The organism is Roseibacillus ishigakijimensis, from assembly GCF_016595415.1.
Taxonomy (GTDB): domain Bacteria; phylum Verrucomicrobiota; class Verrucomicrobiia; order Verrucomicrobiales; family Akkermansiaceae; genus Roseibacillus; species Roseibacillus ishigakijimensis.
Map to the genome: position 1 here is coordinate 17,548 of NZ_JAENIO010000017.1, position 12,609 is coordinate 30,156.

At 59.1% G+C, this 12,609-nt stretch carries 12 protein-coding genes and 1 tRNA gene; 10 read left to right on the forward strand and 3 right to left on the reverse strand.

What is annotated here, in order from left to right; all coding sequences use genetic code 11:
• Positions 1 to 60 precede the first annotated feature (60 nt).
• Positions 61 to 774, forward strand: coding sequence for a carboxy-S-adenosyl-L-methionine synthase CmoA (gene cmoA / locus JIN78_RS08195; RefSeq protein ID WP_200391473.1), 714 nt, complete (start codon positions 61 to 63; stop codon positions 772 to 774).
• Positions 775 to 834: 60 nt separating this feature from the next.
• On the opposite strand, the gene JIN78_RS08200 is transcribed toward cmoA, so the two are convergent.
• Positions 835 to 2,034, reverse strand: coding sequence for a phosphoglycerate kinase (locus JIN78_RS08200; protein ID WP_200391474.1), 1,200 nt, complete (start codon positions 2,032 to 2,034; stop codon positions 835 to 837).
• Positions 2,035 to 2,133: 99 nt separating this feature from the next.
• The gene (locus JIN78_RS08205) at positions 2,134 to 2,589 is read right to left on the reverse strand and encodes an SRPBCC family protein (protein WP_200391475.1); all 456 of its coding nucleotides are present in this window, start codon (positions 2,587 to 2,589) and stop codon (positions 2,134 to 2,136) included.
• Positions 2,590 to 2,651: 62 nt separating this feature from the next.
• On the opposite strand from JIN78_RS08205, the gene lpxK reads away from it, so the two are divergent.
• On the forward strand, positions 2,652 to 3,899 hold the full coding sequence (lpxK, locus tag JIN78_RS08210) for a tetraacyldisaccharide 4'-kinase (protein ID WP_234037877.1): 1,248 nt from the start codon (positions 2,652 to 2,654) through the stop codon (positions 3,897 to 3,899).
• A 20-nt stretch (positions 3,900 to 3,919) separates the two neighbouring features.
• Here lpxK and JIN78_RS08215 read toward each other — a convergent pair whose 3' ends face one another.
• Positions 3,920 to 4,981 (reverse strand): phosphatase PAP2 family protein, encoded by a 1,062-nt coding sequence (locus tag JIN78_RS08215; protein WP_200391476.1) that lies wholly within the window; start codon positions 4,979 to 4,981, stop codon positions 3,920 to 3,922.
• Positions 4,982 to 5,152: 171 nt separating this feature from the next.
• Between JIN78_RS08215 and JIN78_RS08220 the strand changes: the two genes are divergently transcribed.
• From JIN78_RS08220 to JIN78_RS08255, 8 genes are all read left to right on the forward strand, one after another.
• Complete coding sequence (locus tag JIN78_RS08220) at positions 5,153 to 5,875, forward strand: cupin domain-containing protein (protein ID WP_200391477.1); 723 nt, start codon at positions 5,153 to 5,155, stop codon at positions 5,873 to 5,875.
• A 71-nt stretch (positions 5,876 to 5,946) separates the two neighbouring features.
• Entirely contained in the window at positions 5,947 to 7,794 is a 1,848-nt protein-coding gene (locus tag JIN78_RS08225) for a mucoidy inhibitor MuiA family protein (RefSeq protein ID WP_200391478.1), read from the forward strand.
• A gap of 125 nt (positions 7,795 to 7,919) precedes the next feature.
• Positions 7,920 to 9,383, forward strand: coding sequence for a PLP-dependent transferase (locus JIN78_RS08230; RefSeq protein ID WP_200391479.1), 1,464 nt, complete (start codon positions 7,920 to 7,922; stop codon positions 9,381 to 9,383).
• Positions 9,384 to 9,473: 90 nt separating this feature from the next.
• Positions 9,474 to 9,698 (forward strand): hypothetical protein, encoded by a 225-nt coding sequence (locus JIN78_RS08235; RefSeq protein WP_189568477.1) that lies wholly within the window; start codon positions 9,474 to 9,476, stop codon positions 9,696 to 9,698.
• A 93-nt stretch (positions 9,699 to 9,791) separates the two neighbouring features.
• Positions 9,792 to 9,864 (forward strand) — tRNA-Ile (locus JIN78_RS08240).
• A complete protein-coding gene (locus JIN78_RS08245; RefSeq protein ID WP_200391480.1) occupies positions 9,834 to 10,193 on the forward strand; it encodes a hypothetical protein in 360 nt (119 codons plus the stop codon). The genes JIN78_RS08240 and JIN78_RS08245 overlap by 31 nt, the downstream gene beginning before the upstream one ends.
• 384 nt (positions 10,194 to 10,577) lie before the next feature.
• Entirely contained in the window at positions 10,578 to 11,366 is a 789-nt protein-coding gene (locus tag JIN78_RS08250; protein WP_200391481.1) for a ParA family protein, read from the forward strand.
• 176 nt (positions 11,367 to 11,542) lie between these two features.
• Positions 11,543 to 12,580: a rod shape-determining protein gene (locus JIN78_RS08255; protein WP_200391482.1), complete on the forward strand. Its 1,038-nt coding sequence runs from the start codon at positions 11,543 to 11,545 to the stop codon at positions 12,578 to 12,580.
• Positions 12,581 to 12,609 lie beyond the last annotated feature (29 nt).

A 12,609-nucleotide genomic window follows, 5' to 3' on the forward strand; every position in this document is an offset into this window, starting at 1 on the left:
TTGAGGCAGGGGGCCTTTTTTACGCCGACAAGGCGCCGGGGATTTCCTAGGGTCTCCGGCGTGAGCCGAGATCAAATTTACGCCCGTAACGAACCTGAAGGTCGCTTCGAATTTTCGGAGAAAGTGGTCACCGTTTTCGAGGATATGATCCGGCGCTCGGTGCCGGGTTATGGGCTGACCTTGACCGCTATCGAAGCTATCGCCGGGAGAGAGGTGCCGCCTGGAACGCGCATCTACGACCTGGGCTGTTCCCTGGGAGCGGGGGTGGAAGCCGCCTGGCAGGGCGCGCGGGACCGGGCGGGGGAGATTCACGGCGTGGACAGCTCACCTGCGATGGTGAAACGGGCGCGCGAGCTGCTTGATTTGCCGGGGGTGGCTTTTCACCAGGGGGATGCCACTACCTGGCCCTTGGAGAAGGCGGGGCTCATCATCCTCAACTTCACTCTGCAATTTATTCCCCTCGACGAGCGGGCTGGGCTCTTGCAGCGCTGTCATGAGGCCCTGGTGCCGGGCGGGGTGCTCTTTTTGTCGGAAAAATTCGTCAGCTCCGATCCGGCGGCTGAGGACTGGTTGCGGGAGTTGCACTGGCAATTCAAGCGCCAACAGGGCTACTCCGAGCTGGAGATTGCACGCAAGCGGGATTCGCTGGAAGACGTTCTCCTTCCCGAAACGCCGGAAGTGCATCTGGCCCGGCTGCGGGCGGCGGGTTTCCAGCCAGTGACCCAGGTTTTGCAATGCCTCAATTTCGCCAGCTGGGTGGGGCGGAAGCAGTAGCAAAAAAGCCGACCCTCCCATGCGGGGAAAGTCGGCTTTTTACCAAATATGGAAAATGGCTCAGGCTTCGCTGAGAGCGGCCACGCCGGGCAGTTCCTTGCCTTCGAGGAGCTCGAGGCTGGCGCCACCGCCGGTGGAGATGAAGGTCATCTTGTCGGCCACGTCAAATTTCACGGCCGCAGTCACGGAGTCACCTCCACCCACGATGCTGATGGCATCGCTAGCGGCCACCGCTTCCGCGATTTCCTTGGTGCCTCGGGCAAAGCTGTCGATTTCGAAGACGCCCATAGGTCCATTCCAAACAATGGTTTTGGCCTCGGCGACCACTTCTTTGAACTCGGCAATGGCTTTTTCGCCGATATCGATGCCTTCCCAATCGGCGGGAATGCTGCCGCCTTCGTTGTAGGGAGCAATGTTCTTGGTCTCGGCGCCGTTCTTGAATTCCTGGGTGATGAGGGTATCGGCTGGAAGGAGGAACTTGACGCCTTTTTCCTCGGCTTTCTTGAGAATGTCGAGGGCGAGGTCGAGCTTATCATTTTCCACCAGACTCATGCCCACTTCGTGGCCTTGGGCCTTGCGGAAGGTGTAGGCCATGGCGCCCCCGATGAGGATGGTGTCGGCCTTCTCGAGTAAGGCGGTGATGACCTCGATTTTGTCGCTCACCTTAGCGCCGCCCATGATGACGAGGAAGGGGCGCGCGGGCTCGGAAATCTTGCCCACGAGGTATTCCAGCTCGCGTTCCATGAGGAAGCCCATGGCGCTCTGGGAAACATGGTGGGTCACGCCTTCGGTGGAGGCGTGAGCGCGGTGGGCGGTGCCAAAGGCATCGTTGACGAAGATTTCGGCTCCTCCGGCGAGGGCCTTGGCGAAGTCGCCTTCATTTTTAGTCTCAGCCTCGTGAAAGCGGGTGTTTTCCAAAATCAGCACGCCGCCATCGGTCAGTGCGGCCCGGGCACTGTCGGCGCTTTCGCCCACGCAATCGCTGGCAAAAGCGACCTCGCTACCAAGCAATTCGCCCAAGCGGGTCGCGGCGGGCTGGAGAGAATACTTGCTGTCGGGCTTGCCGCCGGGGCGGCCGAGGTGGGAGCAGAGCACGAGCTTGGCTCCGGCTTTTTGCAAATGTTCGATGGAGGGGAGAGCGGCGCGGATACGGGTGTCGTCGGTGATTTCACCAGCGTCATTGAGCGGGACATTGAAGTCCACCCGCATCAATACTTCTTTACCTGCCGCATCCAGATCGCGAATAGAGAGTTTGTTCATCGGGAGGCCATATCGCCCGCAGCTCCCCTGACTGTCAAGAGCCGTTCCTGCCGGGCAAGGAGCGAGAAGGGGCGGGAGAGTGACAGTTTCGTCAAGTTCTCACTGCGGGGAGGGAAAAAGTTGCGCCAGACGCTCCCGCCGACCGGCAAAGAGCCGCTCCAGACGTGGGCGGATGAAGAGGGGATTGAGAGGCTTGCTGAGGGGCTCCAGTGGGAGACGCCAATGCACGAGGTCGCGCACCAAAGTGCCCCCGGGGGCGTCGTGCAAGCTGTGGCGGTGATGCCAAAAGGCAAAGGGGCCAAAGCGCTGCTGGTCCACAAAGGCGCGCTCCTCTTCCACGACCGTGATTTCGGTGACCCAGCTGAGGGGAAGGCCCGGGGGGAGACGGAGGCGATGAACGAGTATGGCGCCCGCATAGACCTCGCTGGGACCGGTGAGCGTTTCGAGGCGAAATTCTTCGGGGGTGATTTTGTCCAGATTTGCTGGGCGGCGGAAAAACTCCCAGGCCTCGCGGCGGGAGAGGGGGAGGAATTGTTCTTGGGCGAGTTGTTCCATATCGGCAAGGTCGCCCATTTGGCTGGCCCGGGCAATGAGGAAGGAGGGCGGACTTCGGGGTTTTGTTTCCGGGCCGCCCGGTGTTGGATGGCGGGGTGTCCAGCGTGGGTCAGGATTTGGAAAAGTGGGGAGCCGATGTCATTTTCGGCCGTGAGAAGGGCTTTTGGGCCACCGTGGCCCGCTTGGTTTTCCGCGTCTTTTCTTGGCTCTTCGCCCTGTTGGTGCGTCTCCGGCTGTTGCTCTTTCGCTCTGGCCTCAGGGACCAGGCGCGTCTGGGGGTGCAGGTCATCAGCATCGGCAACTTGACCATGGGAGGCACGGGCAAGACTCCGGTTGTGGAGTTTTTTTCCAAAGCCCTCCTCGCTCGCGGTCGTCGCCCGGTCATTCTCAGTCGTGGCTACAAGAGCCGCAAACTGGAAGAGCGGCAGGTCTGGCGAGGAGAGCGCGAGGAGGAACCCGGCGATTTTCCCAAGGTCGTGAGCGACGGCGAGAACCTGCGCCTTTTGGTGGAATACGCGGGTGACGAGCCTTTCATGTTGGCCAAAAATCTTCTTCCGGGCGTGGCGGTGGTGGTGGACCGCGATCGCATCAAGGGGGGACGCTTCGCGGTGCGCGAGCTGGGGGCCGACATTCTCCTGCTCGACGATGGCCTGCAATATCTCAAGTTGGCCCATGCCGTGGATGTGGTGCTGGTCGATGCCGAAAAACCCTTTGGCACCGAGGCCCTCATCCCCCGGGGCACCCTGCGTGAGCCTCCCTGCAACCTTGCCCGGGCCAACTATATCTTCGTCACCCGCTGTCACCAACCTCTGCGCGAGGATCAGATTGCCCGTTTGCAGCGTTACAATAAGACCGCGCCCATCATCCAGACCAATCATGTGCCCCAGCACCTGGAAAAAGTCTTTGCGGAGGGCGAGCGCTTGCCCCTGGAGGCCTTGCAGGGCAAATTTGTCGCTGCCATCAGCGGAATCGCGGTCCCGGAGAGTTTCGAGAGATTGCTCCGGGAACTGGGCGCGGAGGTCCTTTTTCACCGCACCTTTGGTGACCACCAGGTCTTCCCCCTGAAGGATGTCGACGCCCTTTGCCAACGGGCCCTGAGGCGGGACGCGGACTTGATTGTGACCACTGAAAAAGATGCGGTTCGTTTTCCCCGGCCCACGGAAATGATCGTGCCCATTTACTTCCTGCGAATCGAAGTGGAAATCATCGAAGGGGAGGAAGAATGGCAGGCCTGCCTGGAACGCATCTGCCACCCTCCTGAGCTCACCGCCCTCGAGTGGTGGCAACAGCGGCTTTTGTCGGGAAAATGACCCGCCCCCGTGGAGGGTGATTAACGCCGCAGGATCTGGGTCTGGGGAGCGAGCTGCCAACTCGGCTCCGGTAATTCCCGGGCGAGGATGACGTCGCTCACCTCCTCGCCCGCTCGCAGGGTGAGGTCCATGCCGGGGGGAAGGGTGATCACGGTGCGCACGTTGAGTTCCGAGAAAAAACCTGTCTTCTCGAAGTCAACGCGCAGCACTTTGCTTCCAGGATCGAAGGTTCCCCGCGCCCGCAGCTTGCTCTTGGGAGCGCGGTGCCCGTCGGTGAAGGAGGTGATGGCGAAGACCTCCCCGGACTCCAACTCGATGATACCTTCTCCGTAAAAATCAATCACAAGGCTCTCCAGTGGAGGAATTGGCGACATTTTCACCCGAATCTTTTTATCATAGGGCCAGATAGTGGTGGTGAGGACAACGAGGGCGATCACGAGGGGGGTAGTGACCCATGGCAACCAGCGGGGCGGCCTCTTGGCACCCGGCGCGGCCTGCCACCAGAGAGAGCGGTCGAGACGGAGACCTTTGTAAAAAAGGAGCGTCGTCAACCACATCACTGCCGCCGCCCACACCACATCGGAAGCAAAATGACCTCCTTGTGCCATCCGGGCGATACCGATCAGGCTGCCGAAGACCAGGGCAAAGGTGAGCGCCAACCAACGCCGCCATCCGGTGAGGAGGGGGACCAGGGCCAGGAAGAAAAAGCCTACGGTGGCGTGGCCGCAGGGAAAGGACTTCCCTTCCGAGGTCGGATCGTAGTGAAGAAGGCGTTCGAATTCCTCCGTGCCCTCGAATTCAACAATTTGCGCGGGACGGGGACGCCCCCACTGGTCCTTGAGCAAGGTGTTGGTGATGAGACCAGCGCCTACGGCAAGAACGGCGAAAAAGTAAGCGGAGAGCTTGCGATAACGGCTCAAACGGGGATTTCCCACCCCCAGCAAAAGAACGAGGAGGGAAACAACCCCGATGGCGATGGCCGGAATCGGAGCCAGCGTGTAGAAGAAGCGCCAGAAGGGCCGGTCTCCTGTGGGCCACTCGCCTTCGCCGCCATAAAAGGGACGGTGCAAAACGAGATCCAAGTCGCTGACAACAAAGGGAATCGAAAGAACAACGAGCAAAAGAAGGGGACAAAGAACGGCAAGACGCACGCGGGGGTCCTACCCAATCCAAGCCCGCTTGTCAGTCGCCACCTTTGCGAAAGGCGCGAATCGGAATCTTGTCACGGCCTGGCGCTTTAGTATAATGACGCAATGGATGATTACGACCGCCGCCATTTTTTGCGGACTTCGCTCCCTGGTTTTCTTGGGCTTGGCTTGGTTTTGCCGCAATTGACGGCGCTGGCGACGCGGGCCAATGCCTGCCAAGGGCGCGTGGGGGAGGAACAAACCATCAACTGGGAGGCGTTTCTGGAAGCAGTGGAAAAGGAAGCCGCCCAACAACATCTGGACCGGTGGAACGAGGAGGCCTACGTGAAAGCAGCCGCCCGCCTGGCGAAACGGTTGAACCTCAAGGATGCCCAGCTGACTGCTGCCTTTGCAAAGGCCCAGCGCGGATTGGGCAATGGCCGGGTCGACTTCGAACCCTTGGAAAAACAACGCGATTTTCACGTCACCTTGCTTCAGTTTGAGAAGGAAGAGCGCATTCCCCATCACGATCACCCGGAGATGACCGGGGTGATTCTCTGCGCCTCGGGCGAGATCGAAGTCTGGAACTACGACTTGCTCGCCCAAGAAAGCGAGCGCGCGGTCTTGTTGAGGGAGAGCGAACATGGCCATCTGCGGAAGGGTCAGGTCTCGACGCTCACCTCCAAAGCCCGCAACATCCATAGCCTGCAGGCGAAGGAACGCACCCAGCTCATCGACATTTTCGCGCCGCCTTATAATCGCGATCGCATTGAGAAGAGCAATTGGTTCGAGCTCGATCCTGATCCGGTGGAAGGCTCGGAAACCCATTACCGGGCCACTTTGCGATAAATGTTAAAAAAACAGCAAAAAGAGAAACAAAAAAGTCCTCGGTCCCCGTTTTTTGTCTTGGACCCAGGACTATGAAACTCACTTTTTACCCACTCATCGTCGGCCTCAGTTTACTGGGGGGAGTTGGAGCCAGCGCAGACCCCGAGGGAAGCGTTCCTGCCGAAAGTAACCAGAACCACATCACGGAAGTCACCCTCTATCAGGGAACGGCCTTGGTGACCCGGCAAGTGACCCTTCCGGCGGAGAGAGCGGGGGCCTTCGAGGTCATCGTGAAAGGCCTACCGACAGCGACCGATGCCGAATCGGTTTTCGCCGATGAGGGGAGGGGACTGGAGATTCGCTCGGTCACCTGCCGCCAGCGCTCCAGCGAGGAAACCAAGCGGGTGGAGAGCGAGGTAGCCCGGCTGGATGAACGGATCAAAGAGCTGGAGCGGGCCATTTCCACTGCCCGCAACGAGATTGCCCTGCGTCGCATTCGGCAGGAATTTTTACGCGATTTGGGGTCTTTCGTGGCTCCGGCTGCCCGGCAGGAGATGACTCATGGGGTCTTGCAGGCCGGAGAATTGGAAAAGGTCACCCAGATGCACTTCCGGGAATATGAAACCGCTTCGCAGGAAATCATGGAGCTGGACAACGCCATAGCGGACGACAGCGATGAACTCACCGGATTGCGGGAAGAACGGCACCGCTTAGCGGAAGGGCCGACAGAAATCTATGACGCGGTTATCTTTGTCGAGAAAGAGGCCGGGGCCGAGGCAGTCTTTGATTTGAACTATCTCGTCCGCGATTGTGGCTGGTCCCCGGTTTACAACGTGGCCGGCGTTTCCGGGGGAGAAGAGGTGCGCCTCGAGTTCAACGCCCTCATTCACCAGGTCAGTGGCGAGGATTGGCGCGATGCCGGGCTCATTCTCTCCACAGCCTCGCCCACCGTCAGCGCGCAGAATCCCGAGTTGACCGCTTTGCATGTGGAAGTGCAGCAGAGTGGCGTCTTGCCCTCCGGCAACGACTCCGCCATGGCGCAGGCGGCCCATTATCAAGATGTCTTGCGGGCGAAGAATGCAGCCAATCGCAAGGTCCTGGCGGGCAAGACGGTGAAGGACTTTGCCGATGCCAACTTTGCCGCCAACGAACTGGCAGCCAGCGCCCAGCTGGTAGAGCTCTCCATGCGTTCGGGGCAGTTCAAGCAATTGAATCAAACGCAGGACGGTGGCGAAGATCTGGCCATTCAATACGAACTGGATCGGGCAGTCACTCTCGTCAGCCGCCGCGAAGCTCAAATGGTGCGGGTCCTGGCGGTGAACTGTCCGGCCAGCTTCTACCATGTCGCTACCCCTGTCTTGACCAGCGCCGTCTTTCGCGAAGCGGAGCTGGTCAACACCGGCAGCCACGATCTTTTGGGCGGAAAAGTGCACGTCTATCTAGATGACAAATTCATTGGCCGCACCGAGATGCCCACCATCGCCCGGGGCCGCAGCTACACCCTCGGCTTCGGGGTGGACGGGCAACTGCGGGCCCGCCGGACGCTGGTGGATCGCACGGAAACGGTGCAGGGAGGCAACCGCCTGGTGGAAATCGAGGTGGAGGTGGTGCTCGACAACTTCAAGGAAGAACCTGTCACTTTGAGCGTGCGCGAGCGCACTCCCCACATGGAGGACACCGCCAGTTTGCGAGTCTCGCTTAGTGAAAGCTCCCACCCCTTGTCCACAGATCGCGACTATCTGCGCTTCGAGCGTCCCAAGGGAATCCTGCGCTGGGACTTGGCGGTGGCACCCGGGACTGGCGAGCAGGCCACCGCGATCAACTACACCTATCGCCTGGAGTATGACAAAAGTGTTTCCCTGCAGGAAGTCAGTGGCGAGCGGAAATCGGTCCTCCGCAACGAATTCATCCAACGGGCCGGCCGCTCCCAAAAGCCTTGAAAACACTCCCTTTGCGGGCTGAAGAAGAGAGAAAAAGCTCTCTTGGAGAGGTTTTTCGCCTAGGAAAGGCGATCTGCCCCGAAAGAGACTTGTTCTTTCGGCCAGAAAACCACGAAATAGCCGCGTTGAGAGATTTCACTACCGAGCCCGCCTGGGAAAGCGGGGACCTTGGTTTGCCTTTGCCAGATTCCCCCCATGCTTGTTCGGTCTGTTTACCGACTTGGGACAGTGTGGTTGGGTATGAAGAGGAGCGCGACAAGGTGTTGCGAAAGATGCAGGCCGGCTACCCGCGCTTTTTCCTGAGTGATCAGGTCAAGGCTCTCAATGAGGCCGCCCAAGCCAGCATCGGACAGGCCGGAGAGCGGGTGGTGGTCTTCCCGAGCAAGGAAGTGGCCCAGCGGGCTCAGCGCTACGTGGAGAAGAATTTTTCCTGCGCGACCCGCATCGCTAGCTTCGACGGCTTGCAAGCCCTGGTCGTCAATGAGGACGCGCTGCGGGGCGCCCTGCAGTATTGGCGCTTCAGCGGGGAAGTGGTCACCAGTCGCCAGGCGGAAGACGTTCTGGCCCACCGGGAAGCGGGAGCGGACGGAGGCCTGCAACCTTTTCTAGCCCAGAAGTTCGACTGCCATCCAGACCAGCTTTTCCTCTACGAAACGGGCATGGCCGCCTTTTACTCCCTTCATCGTGCGGTTACGAGCCTCACTCCCGCGAAGAAAACCCTGCAACTGGACTTCCCCTATGTGGACGCCCTCAAGGTGCAGGAAAACTTCGGCAGCGGAGTCGTCTTCCTGCCCGATGCCAGCGGCGAGCACTTCGACGAGGCTCTCTCCCGCATCCGCCAGGGGGAATTCGCGGCGGTCTTCTGCGAACTCCCCAGCAATCCTCTCCTCAGCACGGTCGATCTGCGCCGTCTCTCCCTGGCCGCCCGCGCGGGGCGGGTGCCCTTGATCGCCGACGACACCGTGGCCTCCATCCACAATGTGGAAGTGCTGCCGCATGTCGATGCCGTCACCACCAGCTTGACCAAGTGGGTCTCGGGGAAAGGAGACGTCAGCGGAGGAGCGGTCCTCATCAATCCGGATTCCGCCTGCAATGCCAACCTGATGGCAGCCCTGCTGGAGTGCAACCCCAACCGCAACCGCCTCTATGCCGCCGATTCCCGCGTCTTGCGCGAGAATGCGGAGGGCTTCCCCGAGCGCATGGAAACCATCAATCGCAATGGCGAAATACTCGCCGACTACCTGCGCGAACATCCCTTGGTGGACCGGATTTGGTATCCCAAATTCCATCACCGGGAGAGCTACGAAGCCATCAAAAGGAAAGCGGGAGGCTATGGCGGACTCATGAGCTTCACCCTGCGCAATGAGAAGCGTGCCCCCCGGGTTTACGATGCCCTCGCGTGGAACAAAGGCCCCAGCTTGGGCACGGAGTTTTCCCTGGCTTGCCCTTACACCCTGCTGGCCCACTACCATGAGCTGGACTGGGCCGCAGGCTGCGGAGTGCCGCCTCACCTCATTCGCCTGTCAGCCGGAATCGAAAATCCAGAAAAATTACTGGGAACCCTCGAAGCAGCCTTGAATCAGGCATAAATCCTCCCTGAATTTTTAAAAAGTTAAGAATTTTTGAGACAATTTTACGTTGTCCAATGACACCATTAAGGAGTGCAATTAGCTTGCCTTATGAAACGCAAAACTGTTCTAGCCGTTCGAGTCAACGAAGATAACCCCAATCATCATTTGTGGAACAACCGGGGCATCTGGTGGTGCCACCTGACCGTTCACAAACCCGACGCCACCGCCGAGCGCCTTCGCTTTTCGCTCAAGACCCGCGAGGTGGAAAAGGCACGCGAGCGTCGTGACCGCATCTTCCGGGAAATCGCCAAGCACTACGACATCGCCGCTTGAGGGCGGGGATGGAAAAGAAGGAAGGGTGTAAACCCTGCTTGTCAGGGATGGGCCTTTTAGGCTAGGAAAAGGCCTCTTCCGTCAGTTTTTTCGGGGCCTGTAGCTCAGTGGTTAGAGCAGGGGACTCATAATCCCTTGGTCGTCGGTTCAAGTCCGACCGGGCCTACTTCATTTTTTGCCAACCTCGGGCAGGACGATTATTCTTGGGCAGAACGGGTTGCGAGCTTCAACTCCGCCCGAAAGCCAGCGACGAGAACAGTGGAGCGAGACTCGCCATGCGGCAGGCCAGATGAAGGCGCGCTCAATATTTTCCCGCAAATTTACAATTTTTACTCCAATTGGGTGGAGTCGGTCGGTGGCAATGAACTCCAGCATCCGAATTTTTCGCCGAGGGAGATGGATGCGATTGACCTCAATTTCGGCGGCGGAAGTGAAACCGAGAACGGCCCTTTGGACATTGGCCAGCCCAAAGAAAAAGACTCGGCAGTCGACTAACCAAGCACTTCAGACACGCTGAAGTCTGGAGCGTTTTTTCTTGGCTCGGTTTGGGCTAAGGCAAAAAAATTATCGAAAGGACTCGCTGCAGGGCGGGGCCGAGAGAAAGCATGCGGGGATCCGTGCCACTGACTCCAGGGCTACTGGTAGAAGCAGCTTCGAAGTCGCATGATGAACTCGTTTCTAGATTCCGCATTACATTTATTATGCGAAGTTATGAGAGCTAGGCAAAAGGAGCCGTTCTTATTTCCAAGGAACTGTTGGCGAGCGTCTTCTCATTCCTGAGGAACGCATCGGCACCTGTGCTTCCACGGTCTTTTCGGTCGCGAACCGAACTAGGACTTGTCTTCCCGCGACCTTTGCCTTCAGGTGTCTCGCACACGCATGAAAGTTGTCGCAATCGCGAATCAGAAAGGCGGCGTTGGAAAAACGACGACTTCGATCAATCTCTCCACCGCCTTGGCCCGGGAAGGTCAGCGCGTCCTACTCATCGATCTGGATCCCCAGGCCAACGCGACAAGCGGCCTGGGTTTTCCCGCCGACGAGCACGAAAGCATTTACGAATCGTTGGTCAGCGATGATTTGCTGGAATCGAAAATTCTGACCACGCCGCAGGAAAATTTGCACCTCATCCCAGCCGAGATGGATTTGGCCGGGGTCGAAGTCGAGCTGGTGCGCTATGACAACCATCTCACCCGGCTCAGCGAGGTGCTGCGCGAATCTGTCCGCGTGCAGGCTTCCTACGATTATTGTCTCATCGATACGCCGCCCTCGTTGGGTATTTTGATGACCTCGGCTCTAGCGGCTTCCGACGAGATTCTCATTCCGTTGCAGTGCGAATGGTTTGGCTTGGAAGGCCTGGCAAAAATCACCCGCGTCGTCAGCCAGATCCGCGAGGCGGGAGTCAATGAAGAAGTCGTCATCGAAGGCATTCTGATGACCATGTTCGACGGGCGCACCAATCTCTCGCGCAGCGTGGTGGAAGAAGTGCGCAACTACTTTCCCGGTGAGCTGTATGAGACGGTTATTCCGCGAACGATTCGTCTCGGTGAGGCTCCCAGCCATGGGGTCACGATCTTTGACCATGATCCGGAGGGCCTGGGTGCGAAGGCTTATCGGGAGCTGGCGCAGGAATTCCTTCGCCGTCATCAGGAAAAAGCGAGTGCCGCGTGACAGCTTTCCCGCTTGCCGGATGGCGTCCCAGTTTCGATAGTGCGCGCGAGCGGCACTCTGTCCGGCAACACCCAGCGATCCCCCACCCGGTAATCGACTTGTCGTCAGTCTGCTGGATGATTTTTGCCAGTTAAATGCAATTTTTCCAACTTTAAGAACCAGAACGCCGGATGATGATGTTTTCGAAATTTTTTGGCCTGTTATCCAACGATATCGGGATTGATTTGGGCACCGCCAACACCTTGGTCAACGTCAAGGACCATGGCATTGTGTTGCGCGAGCCCTCGGTGGTGGCGGTCAAGGCCGGAACCAATGAAGTGCTGGCGGTTGGCGATGATGCCAAGCGCATGTTGGGCCGCACGCCCGGCAATATCGTGGCCATCCGACCCCTGAAAGACGGGGTCATTGCTGATTTCGAGGTTACGGAAGCCATGCTTCGTCACTTCATCCGTAAGGTGAACAACAAGCGCCGGGCCCGTCCCCGCGTCGTGATTGCCATTCCTTCTGGCATCACCGAGGTGGAGCGCCGTGCGGTGAAGGAGTCTGCCGAGCAAGCGGGCGCGCGCGAGGTCTACCTCATCGAGGAGCCCATGGCGGCGGCCATTGGGGTGGGACTGCCCGTGCAGGATGCCTCGGGCAATATGATTGTCGACATCGGCGGGGGCACCACTGAGGTTGCGCTCATTTCCTTGTCCGGAATCGTTTACGCCCGCAGCGTGCGCACCGCCGGGGATGAACTCGATGAGTCCATCATCCAATACATGAAGCGGGGCTACAATCTCATGATTGGTGAGCGCACCGCAGAGGAAATCAAGATTCGCGTGGGCTCGGCCTCGGAGATGCCGAAGGAGACGAGCATGGAGGTGAAGGGGCGCGATTTGGTTTCCGGACTTCCCAAGACGGTGACCATCACCTCGCAGGAGATTCGGGACTCGATGGCCGATCCTCTGGCCACCATCGTCGATGCAGTGCGCACCACCTTGGAGCGCTGCCCGCCGGAATTGGCTGCCGACCTGGTGGACCGGGGTCTCGTGCTGGCTGGTGGAGGTGCTCTGCTGCGGGGGCTGGACAAGTTGCTCCGCGAGGAAACCGGCCTCCCCGTTCACATCGCGGAGGACCCTCTCAGCGCGGTGGCGGAAGGCACGGGCAAGGCGCTCAGCGAACTGGCCTTCCTCAAGCGGGTGACCAATACCGATTATCACTCCTCCCGCTAAAGATTTCTTCTCCGCCGACCGTAGTTTGC

Excerpts from the sequence above, each read along its gene's own strand:
- JIN78_RS08200 (WP_200391474.1), bottom strand. The coding sequence starts at position 2,034 with ATGAACAAACTCTCTATTCGCGATCTGGATGCGGCAGGTAAAGAAGTA.
- JIN78_RS08205 (WP_200391475.1), bottom strand. The coding sequence starts at position 2,589 with ATGGAACAACTCGCCCAAGAACAATTCCTCCCCCTCTCCCGCCGCGAG.
- JIN78_RS08220 (WP_200391477.1), top strand. The coding sequence starts at position 5,153 with ATGGATGATTACGACCGCCGCCATTTTTTGCGGACTTCGCTCCCTGGT.
- JIN78_RS08225 (WP_200391478.1), top strand. The coding sequence starts at position 5,947 with ATGAAACTCACTTTTTACCCACTCATCGTCGGCCTCAGTTTACTGGGG.
- JIN78_RS08235 (WP_189568477.1), top strand. The coding sequence starts at position 9,474 with ATGAAACGCAAAACTGTTCTAGCCGTTCGAGTCAACGAAGATAACCCC.
- JIN78_RS08250 (WP_200391481.1), top strand. The coding sequence starts at position 10,578 with ATGAAAGTTGTCGCAATCGCGAATCAGAAAGGCGGCGTTGGAAAAACG.
- JIN78_RS08255 (WP_200391482.1), top strand. The coding sequence starts at position 11,543 with ATGTTTTCGAAATTTTTTGGCCTGTTATCCAACGATATCGGGATTGAT.